The 16,383-nt window shown below is 47.0% G+C and carries 16 protein-coding genes; 11 read left to right on the top strand and 5 right to left on the bottom strand.

What is annotated here, in order from left to right:
• Positions 1-63: 63 nt before the first annotated feature.
• The 4 genes from QUB63_RS11295 (at position 64) to QUB63_RS11310 (ending at position 3,798) form a co-directional block, all read left to right on the top strand.
• Positions 64-1,527: an ATPase domain-containing protein gene (locus tag QUB63_RS11295; RefSeq protein WP_332945169.1), complete on the top strand. Its 1,464-nt coding sequence runs from the start codon at positions 64-66 to the stop codon at positions 1,525-1,527.
• Between the two features lie 501 nt (positions 1,528-2,028).
• Entirely contained in the window at positions 2,029-2,400 is a 372-nt protein-coding gene (locus QUB63_RS11300; RefSeq protein WP_332945170.1) for a response regulator, read from the top strand.
• A complete protein-coding gene (locus QUB63_RS11305) occupies positions 2,397-3,557 on the top strand; it encodes an ATP-binding response regulator (protein WP_332945171.1) in 1,161 nt (386 codons plus the stop codon). The genes QUB63_RS11300 and QUB63_RS11305 overlap by 4 nt, the downstream gene beginning before the upstream one ends.
• Positions 3,558-3,639: 82 nt before the next feature.
• A complete protein-coding gene (locus QUB63_RS11310; RefSeq protein WP_332945173.1) occupies positions 3,640-3,798 on the top strand; it encodes a hypothetical protein in 159 nt (52 codons plus the stop codon).
• Between the two features lie 391 nt (positions 3,799-4,189).
• On the opposite strand, the gene QUB63_RS11315 is transcribed toward QUB63_RS11310, so the two are convergent.
• Positions 4,190-5,722, bottom strand: a complete 1,533-nt coding sequence (locus QUB63_RS11315; RefSeq protein WP_332945175.1) for an MFS transporter — start codon at positions 5,720-5,722, stop codon at positions 4,190-4,192.
• Positions 5,723-6,092: 370 nt separating this feature from the next.
• Entirely contained in the window at positions 6,093-6,944 is an 852-nt protein-coding gene (locus tag QUB63_RS11320) for a DALR anticodon-binding domain-containing protein (protein WP_332945176.1), read from the bottom strand.
• A gap of 356 nt (positions 6,945-7,300) precedes the next feature.
• Here QUB63_RS11320 and QUB63_RS11325 point away from each other — a divergent pair, with 356 nt between their 5' ends.
• The 5 genes from QUB63_RS11325 to QUB63_RS11345 all read left to right on the top strand — a co-directional run bounded on the left by QUB63_RS11325 (position 7,301) and on the right by QUB63_RS11345 (position 12,259).
• A complete protein-coding gene (locus QUB63_RS11325; protein WP_442921828.1) occupies positions 7,301-8,134 on the top strand; it encodes a Crp/Fnr family transcriptional regulator in 834 nt (277 codons plus the stop codon).
• Entirely contained in the window at positions 8,097-9,056 is a 960-nt protein-coding gene (locus tag QUB63_RS11330; RefSeq protein ID WP_332945177.1) for an HAD-IB family phosphatase, read from the top strand. Before QUB63_RS11325 ends, QUB63_RS11330 begins: the two co-directional genes overlap by 38 nt.
• Before the next feature lie 375 nt (positions 9,057-9,431).
• The gene (gene mtnB / locus QUB63_RS11335) at positions 9,432-10,061 is read left to right on the top strand and encodes a methylthioribulose 1-phosphate dehydratase (RefSeq protein ID WP_332945178.1); all 630 of its coding nucleotides are present in this window, start codon (positions 9,432-9,434) and stop codon (positions 10,059-10,061) included.
• Between the two features lie 141 nt (positions 10,062-10,202).
• Entirely contained in the window at positions 10,203-11,237 is a 1,035-nt protein-coding gene (locus tag QUB63_RS11340) for a patatin-like phospholipase family protein (RefSeq protein WP_332945179.1), read from the top strand.
• A gap of 209 nt (positions 11,238-11,446) precedes the next feature.
• Entirely contained in the window at positions 11,447-12,259 is an 813-nt protein-coding gene (locus QUB63_RS11345; protein WP_332945180.1) for an MlaE family lipid ABC transporter permease subunit, read from the top strand.
• A gap of 119 nt (positions 12,260-12,378) precedes the next feature.
• Here the strand turns inward: QUB63_RS11345 and QUB63_RS11350 are convergent, their stop codons facing one another.
• Positions 12,379-13,845, bottom strand: coding sequence for an SGNH/GDSL hydrolase family protein (locus tag QUB63_RS11350; RefSeq protein WP_332945182.1), 1,467 nt, complete (start codon positions 13,843-13,845; stop codon positions 12,379-12,381).
• Positions 13,846-14,094: 249 nt separating this feature from the next.
• Here QUB63_RS11350 and QUB63_RS11355 point away from each other — a divergent pair, with 249 nt between their 5' ends.
• Positions 14,095-14,439 carry a Dethiobiotin synthetase gene (locus QUB63_RS11355; RefSeq protein WP_332945183.1) on the top strand — a complete coding sequence of 115 codons (345 nt, stop codon included), beginning with the start codon at positions 14,095-14,097 and terminating at the stop codon, positions 14,437-14,439.
• A gap of 49 nt (positions 14,440-14,488) precedes the next feature.
• Here the strand turns inward: QUB63_RS11355 and QUB63_RS11360 are convergent, their stop codons facing one another.
• Positions 14,489-14,686 (bottom strand): hypothetical protein, encoded by a 198-nt coding sequence (locus QUB63_RS11360; protein WP_332945184.1) that lies wholly within the window; start codon positions 14,684-14,686, stop codon positions 14,489-14,491.
• Between the two features lie 254 nt (positions 14,687-14,940).
• Between QUB63_RS11360 and QUB63_RS11365 the strand changes: the two genes are divergently transcribed.
• Positions 14,941-15,351: a hypothetical protein gene (locus QUB63_RS11365; protein ID WP_332945186.1), complete on the top strand. Its 411-nt coding sequence runs from the start codon at positions 14,941-14,943 to the stop codon at positions 15,349-15,351.
• A 196-nt stretch (positions 15,352-15,547) separates the two neighbouring features.
• Here QUB63_RS11365 and QUB63_RS35020 read toward each other — a convergent pair whose 3' ends face one another.
• Positions 15,548-16,252: a glycoside hydrolase family 24 protein gene (locus QUB63_RS35020; protein ID WP_442921835.1), complete on the bottom strand. Its 705-nt coding sequence runs from the start codon at positions 16,250-16,252 to the stop codon at positions 15,548-15,550.
• Between the last annotated feature and the right edge of the window lie 131 nt (positions 16,253-16,383).

Here is a 16,383-nt window from a genome sequence, read left to right on the forward strand (position 1 = left end):
AAAATACTGCCTAAAACCATTAAATATTAATACGGGCCCCCTATTCAAAACACCAACAAACAAATGTCTCAAAACCGACTTTCAGTAGGAATTACCGGTCTCAACGAAGTGATTGGCGGCGGCCTGATTCCTCAGCGCTCTTATCTGGTACGCGGCGGCCCCGGCACTGGCAAGACTACCTTGGGCTTACACTTTTTGTCCGCAGGCGTGGCTCTGGGAGAAACGCCCCTGTTTATTACTTTAGGAGAACCGGAAGCACAATTGCGCGCCAATGCCCAATGGCTCGGTTTTGACATCGAAGCGATAGCATTCCTCGATTTGAGCCCCTCCTCAGAATTTTTTACCGAAGTTCAGACTTATGACATTTTCTCTCCCTCCGAGGTAGAGCGAGAACCGACTACACAAAAGATTATCGAGCGAGTCCAAGCTGTCAAGCCGCAACGGGTGTTTTTGGATGCAATTACTCAATTTCGCTACTTAGCTGCGGATGAGTTTCAGTTTCGCAAGCAAGTTCTGTCTTTTCTGCGGTTTTTGGTGGAAGGGGGGGCGACGGTGGTGTTCACCTCAGAGGGTACATTAAGTGCTCCCGACGACGATTTGCAATTCATCAGCGACGGCGTAATTTACTTGGAACTGCGGCCTGAAGGGCGCACTCTGTCTGTCACCAAGCTGCGCGGCTCCAACTTCCAGGACGGCCGCCATTCGCTGCGCCTGACTCAGGCTGGGATGGAGGTATTTCCGCGCCTGCTTCCTGACAACTACCAGCAGGATTTTGTCGCTGAACCGATTTCTGGTGGGGTTCCAGAAATGGACGAACTGCTGCACGGGGGACTGGAACGCGGGACTGTGACGGTGATTACGGGGCCTAGCGGCGTGGGTAAGACGACGGTGGGGATTCAGTTTATGAAGGAGGCTGCTGGAAGAGGAGAGCGATCGGTAGTTTACATTTTTGAGGAGTCAATTTCTACTCTGCTGCGCCGCTGCGAATCAGTTAACATCCCGGTAGGGGCGATGATGGCCCAAGGAAGTCTTTCGGTGATACCGGTGGAACCTTTGCTGTACTCGCCGGATCAGTTTGCTCGCATGGTACGCCGGGAGGTGGAGCAGGAAAAGACGCGGATTGTGATGATTGACAGTATTTCTGGCTATCAGCTTTCGATGCGGGGGCAAGATTTGGTGAACAATTTGCACGCTTTGTGCAAGTATCTCAAGAATATGGGAGTCACGGTGATCTTGATTAATGAGGTAGAAGCCATTAGCGGAGATTTTCGGCTGACCGAGATCGGGATTAGCTATTTGGCTGATAATCTGATGTTTATTCGCTATCTGGAACGCCAACTGCATAATAGAACAGAAATCCGCAAGGCGATCGGAGTAATTAAAAAACGAGTCAGCAGTTTCGAGAAAACTCTGCGAGAACTCGATATTACTCGCTACGGCATCAAAGTCAGCAAACCGATACGGGGGCTGCGCGGCATTTTGAGTTCCGCGCCCGTGTGGGGTGAGGAGGGACCCGAGGAAGATTGAATCGGGGTTTGACGTGCTGTTTTTGGCCGAGTGCAGCTAATGAAAGCAGCCGTTAACCGACTACTCAGTAGTGCGCGCACCTCGCACCTCAGCCTCAGTCTTGGAAAAGTTAAATATAGCAGATTCCATGTTTGTGAAGTACACCCCGAGCTCTCGAAGAGTAGCGGTTAGACACGGCGCCGTGTCCAAGGAGTGTCAACTTAAGCCGAAAGCCCTTGATAAATCTCGCTTATAGTCGAGTCTCGATCCCCCTAAATCCCCCTTAAGAAGGGGGACTTTGAGCAAGTTCTTGTTCCCCCCTTTTTAAGGGGGGCTAGGGGGGATCTGGCCTTAATAGTCAAACAGCATTCTGTGACTGGGTTAGAAGTTAAGCTGACACCTATAGGCGAAGCGTAGCGGAGGGAGTGCAGCGCGTCCCTACCAGAGCTAAAATTGTGTATTTTACGACTTTTAATAGCTCGCCCAAAAGCAAGCTAAACCGTATTTAAAGGAAGCTGATAGATGACTGGCAACTCAATAATTTTAGCCGTAGACCGCAATCAGCGAAACTTGCAACTCCTAGCACAATTTCTTAACAAAGAAGGATACCATACGATCGCGGCTGATAGCTTTGAAGAGTTTGCACAAGCGATCGGCGAGCCTGCTAGGATCGGGATGGCTTTGGTAGATATTTCTGGTTTCGACCGCCGGATTTGGGACTGCTGCGAACAACTGCGAAATCACCAAATCCCTTTTCTGATACTTTCGCCCAGACAAAGCGCGGCAATTCAGCACGAAAGCTTCTGCCGCGGTGCTCGGAGTATACTGGTAAAACCTTTGATCGTTAGAGATTTGCTGTCCGTTGTTCACAGCTTGCTAGGAGAATCTGCGTGAGTCAAATTTTATTGCTTGTCGAACAGAAAGAAAATCGCCGCCTGTTATTAGAATGGCTGGCAGTTTACTATGAGGTATTGCTGCCAAATTCAACGGAAAATATTGATGATATTTTACCTTTTAATCAATCTTTTGACCTGGGGATAGTTGACGGTCTTGCCCTGAAACGGCACGGGCAATGGATCGCCGCCCAAAAACAGGCAGAAGGCCCGGTCTGCTTGCCTTTTCTTTTGATTACATCTCGCTCGGATGTAGGGATGGCAACGCGATTTATTTGGCAAACTATTGATGATTTAATTATTGCTCCGATCGAGAAGATAGAATTGCAAGCGCGGGTGGAGATTTTGCTGCGATCGCGCCAGTTGTCTTTAACTCTCAAACTGTCTCACGACCAAATCGATGGCACCCTGCAAACAGCCAAAGAACTCAACGATATGAAAACCTCTTTGCTGTACATGATTGCCCACGACGTTCGCAATCCTTTGAACTTCATCATCGGCACTACACAAGTTCTTACCGAGTACAAATCGAAATTAACAGATGAGAAAACACAACAACTGCTAGACAAAACTCAAGCTGCTGCCAAAGGCATCGATCAGTTATTAGATGATGTTCTGCTGCTCGGGCGAGTTGAGTCGGGAAAAATCGCGCTTTGTTTGCAACCGCTAGACTTGGCAAAGTTTTGCAATGAGTTGGTAGCGGAATTTCAGAGCAGCCTGAAGTTGAAACCTCAAAACGCTCGGGTGACGCTGATTTTTGTGAATCACTGTCAATCGGCGACGGCTTGTTTGGAGGCAAGCTTGCTGCGGCGCATTCTCATCAATTTGCTGTCTAATGCTATTAAGTATTCTCCCCCAAATACTCAAGTAATCTTTGAATTAAAACTTACTGAAACTGAGGCTGTTTTTTCCGTACAAGATGCCGGAATTGGCATACCTTTGGCAGACCAAGAACGGCTGTTTGATTCGTTTTTTCGGGCAAAAAATGTCGGTATAATTCCCGGTACTGGACTGGGGCTGAGCATTGTTAAAAAGTGCGTGGAATTGCACGGCGGCGAAATTACATTGAGCAGTGAAGAAGGTGTCGGGAGTACGTTTACGGTAACGCTGCCGATCGCCCAAATTGAAGAAGAGCAAGTCTCGCCTGTAACGTCTTAAATTAGATGCAGGCATTATCTTGGGATAGTCACCGATGAATTTGACGCCCGGGAGAGGCTATACGTGGTAGTGTGACCCTGAGATGTATCCTCAAAAAACTGAAGAAAACTCTCGCTATTTTACAACGCAAGAATTTGAAGAAACATTAACGGCCGCTCGTCAAGTGATGAAATTGAGCATCGTCGTTCCAGGAGCGATTGACGAGCGGGAGAATTGGCGATCGTTCGTCAATCGATTTTAGATTTTAGATTTTAGATTTTAGATTGACCCCACGGATAAATGCGGGGGACGCAAGGATGAGCGTTGAAGATTTTGGATTGATTCCACGGATCGATCGCGTGGCGGGTACCACCTTTGAAATTTTTGGTCAAAGCTCGATCGCCATCGTAAAAAATGTTGAACGCACCCAAAAATAATTAGATACGATACAAAACTTATCCCGACTTGCCAGACTTTATATTTCTGAAAAAAAGCGATCCAACAGCCGTCACATCTTAGATGATATGATGAGTATTTTAACACTTTAAAAATGGTTAATCAACTCTTTTATGAATTATTTTCGGACTTTTTTTAATGAGCGAGTAGTTACAGATTTGGTTGCTGCCGGCGTCTTATACTCTTGTGCCGTACAATCAATCAAGAGTTGAAGAGCGATCGCATGAGCTTTCAGGCGGACAGTCCAACTCTTCAATTATTAATGGTTGAAACCTGATGTCTCCCGGTTCAATCGGCACTCTTCTCCACCAAGCTGGCAACAAGAGCAGCCAAAACTTACCCACAGACACAGAACGCTGCTCGCGAACAAAAACCAAGGTCAGGAGAGCCGCCAGTCGTAAGACGGCTGAGAGCGCAAACACCCCTGGCAAGCCACCGAGATTGGTCAAAGTGGCGAGAAAGCCACCAACGGTGATTCCCATTGCCCCAGTGACACCAGGAACTGCGGCCGCGATCGCAAAGTAAAGGGACTGATGCAACAACGGTGCCACTCCCATGAGAAGATTGTTGCTGCACAGGTCGATCGCCGCCCACGTCCCACCGCCGATGATGTGCAACAGGGGGAACCATACCCATAGAAAAATTGGAGCCGTTCCAGCTTCTAGCCAGAGCAGAGGGGTCAGAGCCACCAAAATTCCCACTACTAGCATAATCGGGCGATTCCCAACCCGGTCAGCCAGCTTCCCCCAAAAAACCAGCATCAGCAAGTTAGCACCAGCACCTAAGCTGCTATAGAGCGTTACCACGCTGACATCTATATCTAGGTCATCCAGTAAGTAAAGGTTAAAGAAGGGCGCGCTGACGTTAACGGCAAAGCTCCATAGACCACAGTAAAGCAAAAACTTTAAAAAATTGGCTTCCTTGAGAAAGCTAAAAATTGTCCCTGTGGATGATTTTTCGCCTGTATCTGAATGCGTGACCTGTACAAGCTTTGGGTTCACATCGGTCATAAAGAACTGACAACCTAGACTGATGACGCCAAGCACAATTCCTAAAACCAAGATGGCACTGTAACCTTCGAGCCTTCCACCGGGCCAGTTCGATACCACTAGAGCCAGCAACGGCACACCAATGAGATTCGTCAAGCTGACAGCACTATTGCGAAAGCCAAAATACCGCCCGCGCAACCGCTGAGGTACTAACGCCGCCAACCAGCTCAAGAAGGAAGCACGACCTAAAGATTCTAAGACTTGAGTTACCCAGATGATTGCCAATGTCAACTGCACTAGCTGATGTGCAGCGAGATCAAAGGAGCCTCCCAACCAAATGGCTGGCACGAGAATCAGCCACAGCAGTCGCGACATTCCGAAAATGCAGAGGGAATAATTGTGGCGGCTCTGCATTCGGTCTCCTATATAAGCTCCGAACGGTTGGAGCAGATTTACCAGTTGAGGAATGGAGGCGAGCATACCAATTTCCACTGCACCAGCCCCCAAATCCAGCAAGAAATTACTGAGCAACGCGCCGCCAATGATGCTGTAAAAAAGCGTAGCGAAGACACCCTCCAAAGTTAGTGCTCTGAGGCTTGACCGAGTTTCCGGTTTGGAAAGTTTTAGAGGCGGATTGGTCAGAAGTACCGTCTCTGGTAAGGCTATATCCTCTTGGATTTCCTGAAGAGGGAGAGGATTCGTTCCTACTAAGCTGTAATCTTCTTCTTGTTTTTCGAGCATACTGGATAGCCAATAGATAAGCTGCGTAGCAGCTTAATTGTATAATATAAGATTAAGTATTTTAAGGAACACAGCCCTAGAGGTCAGCTAAAAATCATTTGTATAAAAAGCAAAAAGAAAGATTACTTAAAGAAATCAAACAAAATAAGACTGCCCAACTTATAGAAAAGAAATTAATTTTATTAATGAGTGAGGGAAAATTTATCAACAAATAGCTAAGTTTTTAGAAAATTTATATCCGACAGTAGCTTACTGGATCGTTCATGGTGAGCCAGATAAAATAGAGAGATTTTCCGATGGAAGAAGTCAAGGCAACTTTCGGAAAGCCACCTCTGAGTATGAAGAAATGTTGCTAAAAATGAAGATTAAATCAAAGTTCTAAAAAAGCAACGGCGCTCAATAATTCTTCTAGGATAAACCGCAGCAAAGATTGAGTTGCTAATACTAAACCCAATCGGGCTTGGGCGAGTTTTGGTGTTTCTATTTTAACTTCTCCCCAAATCCGACATTGACTGTAAAAAATCTGAAATGCTTCGCTCAAACTATTAGCTAATTTGAAATAATTGACAGGTTTTTCAGGGCTGCAATTCGTAAAAATCGGAGCTAAACTGTCTAGCACTGTGATTAGTTGCGAAATTAAACTGCGTTCTGCTGGATGTACTAACCGCAGTCGATCGCCCTTATCAACCCAAGGAATAGGATTTGGGGCCGCCAGCGACCAAATTTGCGGTGCTGTGGTGACATCCGGCTGTGCGATCGAAATTAGGCGATCGCGATCGGCCATTCGCAGCAGGGAACAGCAGCGCGCGTGGCTGTACTGAATCGGAAACAGCCGATCGGCACAGACAACAGGAGATAAGATTCGATATTCTGGAACTGGGAGGGGAATTTGAGCTAAACGCTGCAACCAGAAAGCTAAACCCGCATCAGTCAACTCCAGCTCAATTATGCCAGCCGGCGCGACTTTAACGGCGAAATTTGGCCAACACAGCGGTTGGAGAGTTTCAGCCAACTGTGCGGCGAGATCCTGCGGTGTCTGCTGCCAAGTTTTAGCTAATTTCAGGGCGATCGCAGACACGTACACCACCCGCTCCCTATTTTTAGCCCGATTTAACGGAATTTCGCTCATTGTCCCCTGCTGGGCGATCGCGCCTTGGAACCTTAAGAGCAAGAAACTCTTCACTGTAACTTCGGGGCACTGGGAGATATTTGCTGTATCCATATCGGCCGATCCTGCGGTAAAAGTGACTGGATACTGTTACCACTTGCACTGTTCTTGTACGTTAAACTGCTGATATCAGAGATAGTCGATCGCCTTTTTCGGGGGGGCCTACATCGAAGCCATCGGCTTTATAGCGATTTTTCGGCTAAATATACAATAATTTACGATCGACTCTTTGCTGAATTATACTATTTTGATGTATTTTTTGCTACATTGAATTTTTCGGTAAAACAGAAAAAAGTCAGCACAGTTAAGAAGCGTGCAAGCTCGATCGGGGGTTGGTTGTCTCACTTTGTATCGCAATGCTGGCAGAAGCTGTTTTTCTCACTAATTAAATATATCCCAGAGCCTCACTTATGCAATCAACTTCCACACCTCTAGAGACGATCGACCGACCGTTTATCACCTGGCAGCGAATTATCGACTGGGCCCAGGAACACTACCGCTGCCGGACTTTTAGCAAAGACGAGAAGATTCCCGCCAGACCCGGACTGCTCTATTTAGTCCAGAAAGGTTCTGTGCGGCTCGTAGGCAGCGCTCAAGTTAGCGTCGCTACGGCGAAGTCGAAATCGGCTCCCAAAGCTACAGAAGAAGCTTTTCTCGGCTTCGTCGGCGCCGGTCAGCCCTTTGAACTGGTTGCTCAGTCTCCGTTTACGCTCCAAGCTTACGCCCACGCCGATCACACTCACGTAGTGTGGATGTACTGGCACGACTTGGATAATTGGCCTCACTTCCGCCGGGAAATTTTGGATGCGTTTCGCTACCAGCACCAGCGAAAACTCCTCTGGCTGAGCACTTTGGGACAGCGCCGCACGATCGACCGATTGCTGGGTTTTCTCACTTTGCTGATCGAAGAGTTCGGCGAACCCTACGTAGGTGAGGGAGAACCGGATGTGGTTCGGGGCTATCGGCTGCCTTGGGCATTGACTCACGCTCAAATTGGTAGCGCCATCGGCTCGACGCGGGTGACGGTGACGCGGCTGATGGGCAAGTTGCGATCGAAAGGTTTGATTAATACTGAGGATGACAATTTAATCTGTTTGCCTGCTAAGGCTACTCCTCAAAAGACCAAAAATCAAAAGCAGGATGTGGAAGCATTCCTCGAAGACGGTCTCGAAGACGATATCGATGACGATATCGAAGACGATATCGATGACGAGCTCGAAGATTCTTTGGAAGAATCTGCATAAAATCCTGCGGGCAATTGCCAACAAACAGCGCGTCGCTATTATAGCAAAGCCCCTGAAGGTGAGGAAGTTATTAATTGCTGAAACCCTTTCAGAAGATGACTGTTTTCTTCTTCCTTCTTCCTTCTGTCACAGGTCAACTGTCACAGGTCAACTGTCACAGGTCAACTGTCAACTGTTTGCTGTCACAGGTCAACTGTCAACTATTCGGTGTACGATGAATTGTGTAAACTTTTCCCGTTCTCGAATGGTGCGAATGATGTCGGACAAGCAAAAATCTCCAATCCCGAACAATCAGCAACGGGTGGTATTCTGCGACTTTGACGGCACGATAACTGTTGAAGAAACTTTTGTGGCAATGCTCAAGCATTTTGCACCGGAATTGTCGTCTCAACTGATGCCGGAAATGTACGCGAGAAGGCTGAGTTTGCGATCGGGAGTGCGGCAGTTGCTAGAGTCTATTCCCTCGGAATGTTATGGGGAAATTGTGGAATTTTCTAGGGGAAGGCTGATGCGGCCGGGATTGGTGGAATTGCTGGATTTTTTGGACGAGCAAAGGGTGGATTTTGCGATCGTTTCCGGCGGCCTTCGGATTATGGTAGATGCGGTTATGGGCGATTTGGCACACCGGGCGATCGCAATTTACGCCGTGGATGTGGACGCTAGCGGCCCTCGCTTGCAAGTCAATTCTGAGTTTGAAGGAGATGCAGAATTGGTGTCTAAGGTGCGGGTGATGAGCCTGCACCCGGCCGAGGAACAGGTGGCGATCGGAGATTCTCTGACGGATTTTAACATGGCTTTGCAGGCGAACTCTGTGTTTGCGCGCGATCGGCTGGCAGAGTATCTGGACGAACAGCAAAAGCCGTATACTAAATGGGATAATTTTTTTGACGTGTTGGAAACTTTGTCCCAGAAATGGAATTGAAACTCAACGAGGAATTGCGCAAAAATCGCACTCTCGGCTATATGTATTCCAAAGGTGCGCACGGGTGGTGTCAACTTAACACTAAAGTCCTTTGTATCTCTCGTTTTTTGTCGAGTCTCGATCGCCCTCGCATACCCCCTACTCGACCCCTACTCCCCTTAAAAAGGGGAGTAGGGGGGGACTTTGAATGCTTCTTGTCCCCCCCTTCTTAAGGGGGGCTAGGGGGGATCGAGCCTTAATCGCTAGACAGAATACCAGCAATACGTTTGAGGTTAAGTTCACACCAATAGTACCCATAAGCACCCTACGTTTAAATAGGCCAGCGCAATTCCAATCAACGTAAAAAGTAGATAAAAAACTGAGGATTTGGAAAGAATGAGTGGCGATTTGAGATCGGATTTAATTGCAGCAGCCAAACATTTTTACGATCGCGGTTGGATGGTTGGAACTGCAGGCAATCTTTCAGCCCGCTTGCCAGACGGCAGTTTTTGGATTACTGCTAGCGGCCGCGCGAAAGGGCAGTTAACCCCTTCAGATTTTATCAGAATCAGCTCCGACGGCGCGATCGTCGAGCAACCTGTTCCCGACAGCCGCCCTTCGGCAGAAACCAGCATTCATTTAGCCGTTTACAATTGTTTTCCAGACGCTAAAGCTTGCTATCACGTGCACTCGATCGAGGCAAATTTAGTTTCTCGGCTAACAGCAGGGGATTCAGTGCCTTTACCCGCGATCGAAATGCTCAAAGGTTTGGGAGTCTGGGAGGAAAACCCGCAGGTGGCGATGCCCCTCTTTGCAAATTATTTGGAAGTGCCTAAAATAGCCAAGGAAATTGGCGAATATTTTGCCGTTTGTGCGCCCTCTGTACCCGCTTTGTTAATTCGCGATCACGGCATCACAGTCTGGGCCGACACGCCAGCGGCAGCCTACAATTACGTAGAAATTGTCGAATACATCTTTCGCTACACGATCGCAGCCCACCAATTAAATTTAGATTTGAGATGTTAGATTAGGACAGTCTTAGACGCAAAACCGGCATTATGTAGGGTGCGCCGTGCATGGAGCCTTACCGCTCTTAGTAGCGTATCAAACAACTTTTTGAGTCCGGGACTGTACCCAACGAGCAAACATCGAGGAGAGGCAACAATTATGGCTAAATATACCAGAGTTTTATCCATAGATGGAGGAGGAATTAGAGGGATAATCCCCGCGCAAGTTGGAGTTAGCATTGAGTCAAAGCTGCAACAGAAAAGCGGCAACCCAGATGCCAGAATAGCTGACTATTTTGATTTAATCGCCGGCACGAGTGCGGGAGGAATTTTAACCTGCATCTATTTGTGTCCCGATGCCGAAAATCCTAGCAGGCCCCGGTGGACAGCCGAAGACGCTGTTAATTTTTCGATCGAAAGCGGCCGCGACGTTTTTAAGAGTTCTTTTTGGCAAAAACTCAAATCTTTCGACGGTTTGGTAGATGAGAAATATCCGAGCGATCGCCTAGAAGAATTCTTTTTGGAAAATTTTATCGATTGCAAACTCAGCGAACTGCTGAAACCTTGTTTAATTTCCAGTTACGATGTCGAAAGGAGAAAAGCTCACTTTTTCAATCAAATAGATGCTAAAAAATATCCCGAAGCAAACTATTTTATCAGAGATATCGCCCGAGCCACATCTGCCGCTCCCTCTTACTTTGAAGTTCCCAAAATCTACTCTTTGACAAACGAATCCTACGCTTTAGTTGATGGGGGAGTATTTGCAAACAATCCCGCACTTTGTGCCTATGCGGAAGTGAGAAATAAATTAAGAATTCCCGACGAACGCCCCGACAGAGGCCCGACAGCAAAAGATATGGTAATTTTATCGCTGGGGACGGGACAAGCTCAGAAAAAATTTCCCTACGAAGAAGTGAAAAATTGGGGTCAAGTTGAGTGGGTTGAGCCTTTGATTAATATCATGATGACGGGAGTTGCTGAAACTGTAAATTATCAAATTATCCAAATTTTTGATGCAATTGAAAAACCCCATCAATATTTGAGAATTACTCCTGATTTGAGCCACGAAAAACCGCTGCCGATTGATGATGCCTCGGAAGAGAAGATATCGGCTCTGATAAGAATTGGCAAGGATCAAGCCTCCAAGTATAACGAAGAGTTGGATAAGTTTATCGATTTGTTGCTTGCCGAGTAGCCAGAGCATTTTAGATTTGCGATTTTAGACTTCGGCGCGATCGCTCGCGCCGAAGTCTAAAATCTAAAATCGTATAAGTCACCAATCGCAAGGCTGGCAGACTGAAAATATATGTTGACAAATGGTGCAATAATTGCTGTACAATTGGTGAAAATCTCAGTAGTGGCAGTGCTTCGCCCTGTTTGCAATTAATCGCGAGCCGTCAGTAATTGCTTAAAAAATACCAAAAAAAGGGCGATCGACATTTAGATGAAACATTCCATAACAGGTGGTTTCAGCGGTTTTTAGTGACCCTGTTCCTGGGCGGCCAAGTGCTGCTGCGCGTACTCCAAGGCCAAATTGACCGCCGCAAAATCATGGAACATTTAGTAACAGTAGGCCTGGATTCTTTGCGCTCCGTGCTGCTAATAGCCTTTTTTGGCGGCATGATTTTTACCTTTCAATCGGCTAGAGAATTGCTTCGCTTTGGGGCGGTTGGGGCGGTGGGAGGTGCTTTTGCTGTGGCATTTTGCGGCGAATTAGCACCACTTTTAACGGCGGGCGTGGTGGCGGGACAAGTCGGTTCGGCTTTTGCGGCGGAGATAGGAGAAATGCAGGTGACGGAACAAATAGACGCCCTGTATATGTTGAGAACAAATCCGGTGGATTATTTAGTAGTGCCGAGGGTGATAGCTTGCTGCATCATGCTACCGATTTTAACAATTTTTGCGGTGGCGGTGGGGATTTTGGGCGGGCTGTTTGTGGCGGTTAATTTTTATGAGTTGGAACCATCGGTATTTTTGGAATCGGTGCGGACTTCTTTGGGGCCTTGGGATTTAGTAACTGTGGCGATTAAGAGTTTTATTTTTGGGTTGATAATTGCCCTTGTCGGTTGCGGTTGGGGGTTGACGACGGCGGGCGGAGGGAAAGGAGTAGGTCAAGCTGCAACGGCTGCGGTGGTGACTTCGTGGGTGTTTATTTTTGTGGCGGATTTCTTTTTATCGCTGTTGATGTTTTACGAGTTGGGAATTACCAGAAATTAATAAATCTTCGATAATACTCGGCGGTTGAAACCGCGTCTCTACAAACAAAACCCGCTTGTATAGCGGGTTGAATAAATAACTACATAAATTAAGTTTGCAGTGAGGACTTTAGTCCTTCTTCATGGCGAAGGAATATAAGGAGGGCGATACACTCGAATTGCTTGAATAGGAACTGTCCCGTCTGTTTCGGGGATGATTTCGAGGATGTGTTTGGAGTTGCTCAAATTCTGAGCCAATGTTGTAGGATATTCGCGACTTGAATCTGCAATTTGTGGCGGAATGTATGAATCAACAAACATCGGCTGAACCTGCCACGAAATCTCAAAGCCTTTCGGAGTAGGCTTTTTCGAGTATTCATAGGCATTTTGCAGCCACCAGTTTCTCGGTTCAATGGCGACGCGGCCAGATTTGGAGACAAACATTTTGTCGTTTGTACCGCTGCCGTCGTAACCTGTTTTAGAACCTACCACGTCAAATTTAAACTTGCTGGAATCGCTGTTAATCTCAGTGATTGTAGCTTTCCAATCTTCGACGATGAGCGGTTTTTGACTTGATATTTGGAGAATTGCCGGCCAAGGGACGGCAACAGTAGCGCTGGGTCTGGTGATGCTGTAAAGTTCGGGAAATTCTGAGGGTTTTTTGCCGTCGATCGCAATTTTAGCAGAAATTGCCTCGCCCTTGAAGGTTTTATCGGCGATCGCATCTATCCGATTCCCTTCAAACTCTAAAACCAACTTACCATCTTGCCACTTAACATCCTTACCAACCGTATAGGTTTTTACTAAATCCTGCTGCGGTAATCGAGCAGAATTTGGGTTGTATCGCAGGTGCGGTTTAATGAGAGCAGCCAGGAGAAAATTTCCCCAAGCGTTGAGGTGAATGCTGTCGCTCAATAGCTGTTTTGGCTGCAAGCGGTTGTCTTGCAAATACCTGCGCCAAGGTTGCCGAATTTCCGCGATTTCGCAGCCGTATTTATCGGCTAACTGAGGCAACCATTTGGTAGAATGAGTGTTGTGCCATTCGTATTCATTGACTTGCTGTGGATTGTCGCTGCTGTTACCTGTCGGCAACCAGTTTATGTGGTCTGAATGCAAGAGTATTTCGCTAGCAGTGCGGCGGCGAACATTGGCAATTATGGCTTCGTAATCTTCATCACCTCCGTAAACGTGAAAAATTAGCAAATCGGGATAAAAAGGATACAAATCGTGTTCGCTGGGACGGATTAAAATCGGGGCAGCAAATCCTCCGATGGCGCGATTGTCCACAATCAAATCTGCATTCGGAAATCGCTGTTTCAAATCCTTTACTACATCTTGCCACCAATCTTGCTGAGTGATGGATTGACCGTAAAATAGGATGCGTACTTGGTGGCGTTCTGTGGGAGTGCTGCCGGCCAGTAACCCCATGGTTCTTTGAATTCTCGCTCCCAAATTAGCATTATTTGCGATCGGAGCGGGCGGGGGAAATGGCGTTTCGGCAGCTATTTTTTTGATGGCCGGAACTAACAGGAAGCTCAAACACAAAAAAAGCGGCCACAAGTAGCGATAAATCTTGGATTTTTTGCTATTTCCCTGCCGTTTTGCCATTGTCTTATTTTCCTGTTCTGTAAAAGTTACCCATCACTACCAAGAGTAGCTGTAGGGTGCGCTGCGGCGCACCTTCCGAGAGCTTGTACGGTACATGAGAATGCGCACTTCACGAGTAGCTGTAGGGTGCTTGTGGCGCACCTTACGAGTTGCTTCTTCCTTCTTCGTTCTGCTATATTAGCAAATTGAGCGCCACAAAAGATGATATAATGCCAGCTAATTAATTGCAGGAGATCGATCGCACGTCAAATGGATTACAAAACAGCCCGCAGTTTTCTGATCGACCAAGGAACAGCCCTGGAAACCAAGAAAAATCCCGACGCCTTCTTGATGCGCCTCAAACAAGGTCAACCGCCCGTACCCGGACAGGTGACATCGATTTTATTAGCTTTAAAAATATTGTTTGAAGGGCTGCAAGAATCTCCAATGCTCGATCGGCAATTAATCTCTGCCCTCCATTTACTCTCGGTAGACAGTTTACTGCAATTTGAAGCAGGACGGGCCAGAGGAGTTTCTTGGCCGCCGCTGCTGAAAGAAGACTTAAATCGAATTGCGATCGCCGTCAAGAATATCTTTTCCGGCGTCTGGCAATAATTAGCTGAGTCTACTGGCGACTTTTTACAAGAGAAATTGTCAAACTCTACTACTCGCGAAAGCTTTCCAGGGATGCCAAAAGAGCCGGAAGTCCCGCCAGCGAGGCGGACACTAAAGCCTCATCTTTGTAAACTCGCGATCGAACGCTGCGGCTACTTTCAGACGCAGAGGTGATAGAGCCTCCTAGTTCCGGGTTTCTGGTTTCAACCCGCCCTAAATTTTTGGTTTTTCGTGTCAGGCCCAACATAGCAGTATCCTCAATTAATCCATAGATATGCGCCCGCCAAATTTCTCAGGGCTTGCTCAGTATTTATATTATTACTCAAATCCGTAACAGAGATGAAACCATAAAATAATTATTCACGATAAACAGGGAGCGAGTAAAACGGCATAATAACTCTTATTAAATTGTTACGAGTTTGTTCTGTTTGAGCCGATCGCCCGCAGCGACTCAGACACCAGCCACCAAAATCACCGATGTCACAGGAGGAACCGCTGTAAATGATGCTAAGTCTTAGTGCAACAACAGTTATAGCTCAAATCAGACCGACTGTACAAAGTTTGCCCGACGGAGACTACCGCTACCGAGATTCATTTGCGATCGATCGACCTTTTCGAGAAATCCAATTTCGCAAACGAGACAGATACATCACCGGCAGCGACTCCGACACGCGCACTGGTAAAAGCTACTGTTTTCGGGGAATCCCCCAGCACAACAACATTATTAACATCACAGTGGCGATCGAAATTTCCCCGAAAACAGCACAGCAAACAAAGTGGAAATTAGAGCCGGGAAACCCGATTAATTTCGACAGGCTTTATCCGCTGCAAGCTGGGCCTGGATTAGAATTGTACAAATGTTTGACTGCATTTTTACCATATTTGAAAGAGTCATCAGTCAGTCGATTTTAGATTTTAGATTTTAGATTTTAGATTTTTAACTGGTTGCTAGGCTCTGCCTTAGAACCTATACGTAGAGGCTCTGCCTCGCTCTTGAAAACATCACTCAACCGAGGGTAAATTAGCACCTAAAACCTGGTTTGTAGTGAGGACTTTAGTCCTAATCGCGGACTTAAGTCCGCACTACGAACCTATTTGATATAACTCCCTACGAGCCAGCATTTGCCAATTCTTCCCGCAGCACTTTCTGGTAGACTTTCGGCAAACTCGAACTCATAGAATTGTTCTCAATTCCATATCCCAAACTCGTCCAAGTTCCCGACAGCATCCGCAAAACTTCAGTTAATCTTTCCTGCCGCAACATCTCAGGAATATCAGCTTTCCAAAACTTGCGATCGCTCAACCAAGCATAAACCACAGCATCCTGATATTCCGGTTCAAAACTGTAATCCTGCCACAATACAAAATTACCAGGCCGCGGGTGATAGCGCTTCGCCTTATCTTTCCAAGTGGTAGTCAAAAATTGATACCTACCAGCCGCCGTAGTACACTTGCCCCGATTCGGGCCGTTAACAATCTTCACGCACCAGTCAGGATGGCGGCTCAAATCTAATACATATTTGCCACCGTAAACAACGTGATAAGGCCGAGAAACATTGGACTCGCTAGCAGAAATAGTTCGCATCAAAGCTCGAATGTAAGGATCGCCGGTTTTCATAGCCAGCGGCGGCATTTTTCTCACCTCGCTTGCTGACTGCGAAAACTGCAGATTTCCCCGCAAATTGGCAACCAAAAAAACAGCGCCACTAATTACAGCGCCGATTACCAGCAGAAATCCGAGGATTTGAATTTCCGATCGCCTCAGCAAACTCCTTTTGCGACGGCGGATTTTCTCAGTTTCAAATGCAGTCATTTCCATTTCGGCAATTTCAACCCATTTTCGAGCCGCCCGCATCCGGCGCACTCGGAAATCGTGCTGGTATAGCGGCGCGGCTAACAGTGTTAAACTCGATAAAGCTCCTGCCAATTTTACCAGCCAGAAAT

This window comes from Microcoleus sp. ARI1-B5 (genome assembly GCF_036705795.1).
In the GTDB taxonomy this organism is placed as follows: domain Bacteria; phylum Cyanobacteriota; class Cyanobacteriia; order Cyanobacteriales; family Microcoleaceae; genus Microcoleus.